This is a genomic window from Pseudoalteromonas phenolica (assembly GCF_005876835.1).
Classification (GTDB): domain Bacteria; phylum Pseudomonadota; class Gammaproteobacteria; order Enterobacterales; family Alteromonadaceae; genus Pseudoalteromonas; species Pseudoalteromonas phenolica_B.
This window is the reverse complement of the sequence record NZ_PPSW01000065.1, coordinates 1-1,323: the sequence shown is the minus strand read 5'-3', so window position 1 is coordinate 1,323 and position 1,323 is coordinate 1. Positions and strand designations below refer to the sequence as shown.

Below are 1,323 nucleotides of genomic sequence, written 5' to 3'. Positions count from 1 at the left end.
GAAGCGGATATTAGACTTTAATTATCATGAAAATCGTTACGGTTGTAGGGGCGAGACCTCAGTTTATAAAGGCCGCAGTGGTCAGTCGTGCAATCAAGCTGCACGATGAAATAGTGGAAGTAATAGTCCATACTGGTCAGCATTTTGACGCCAACATGAGTGATGTTTTCTTCGAGCAGATGGATATCCCTAGGCCCGATTACCAGTTGGAGATAGCTTCTCTAAGTCATGGCGCTATGACTGGTCGTATGCTTGAGAAGATAGAAGAGGTTTTACTCAAAGAACAGCCGGATTGGGTGCTTGTTTATGGTGATACTAATTCTACGTTAGCAGGTGCTCTCGCTGCATCGAAATTACATATTAATGTTGCACATGTTGAGGCAGGTTTGCGTAGTTTCAACATGCGTATGCCAGAAGAGCAAAATAGAATTTTGACTGATAAGTTAAGTAAGATTTTATTTTGCCCAACGATGTCTGCTAAGCAGAACTTGCTTAAAGAAGGCTATGCTGATGATGCCAATTACCTACCCGTAGTAGGTGATGTTATGTTCGATGCCGCGAAGTTTTATGCACAGCGAAGTCAAAAACCTGCAGAGTTACCTGCTAACATTCAGTTGGGTGAATTTGTCTTAGGTACAATTCATCGTGCAGAAAATACAAACGACTTGAATCGCTTGAGATCTCTTGTTGAATCTTTAAACGACATTAACAAATCAGAACCAGTTGTGGTTCCTTTGCATCCACGAACTAAAGCTATTTTAGATACAAACGATATACCGGTTGATTTTACCATACTAGAGCCTGTTGGTTATTTGGAAATGGTCTATCTGTTACAGCATTGCAGTCTTGTGGTAAGTGATAGTGGTGGTGTTCAAAAGGAAGCGTATTTCTTTGACAAGCCATGTTTAGTGACGCGTGATGAGACAGAATGGGTTGAACTGATAGAACATGGTAGTAATCATTTGGTAGGGGTTGATAAAACAAAGATCTTAACAGCTTATGCTAAAGCTAAATCAGCTGCCATAGATTACTCTGTCCCATTTTATGGTAATGGCCATTGCGCCGAAGACATTATTAGTTATTTATTAAAAGATGGATGTAACTAGCATGAAAAATTTTGCATTAATAGGTGCGGCGGGATATATCGCACCACGTCACCTTCGCGCGATTAAAGATACGGGTAACAATTTAGTTGCGGCAATGGATATCAATGATTCTGTGGGTATTATGGACAGCCACTTCCCAGAGGCTGAATTTTTCACAGAATTTGAAGACTTCACGGCGTTTGTTGAAGACCAAGCTTTACAGGGTAATAAACTAGAT

General features: G+C 40.5%; 2 protein-coding genes. Both read left to right on the top strand.

Annotation, left to right across the window (positions count from 1 at the left end):
* The first annotated feature begins 26 nt into the window (after positions 1–26).
* On the top strand, positions 27–1,106 hold the full coding sequence (gene wecB, locus C1E24_RS20645; RefSeq protein WP_138484785.1) for a non-hydrolyzing UDP-N-acetylglucosamine 2-epimerase: 1,080 nt from the start codon (positions 27–29) through the stop codon (positions 1,104–1,106).
* 1 nt (position 1,107) lies between these two features.
* The coding region (locus tag C1E24_RS20640) for a Gfo/Idh/MocA family oxidoreductase (RefSeq protein ID WP_171040948.1) at positions 1,108–1,323 on the top strand (216 nt) is incomplete at its 3' end.

Bases quoted from the DNA above. Each gene is read 5' to 3' on its own strand.
- wecB (WP_138484785.1), top strand. From the start codon at position 27: ATGAAAATCGTTACGGTTGTAGGGGCGAGACCTCAGTTTATAAAGGCC.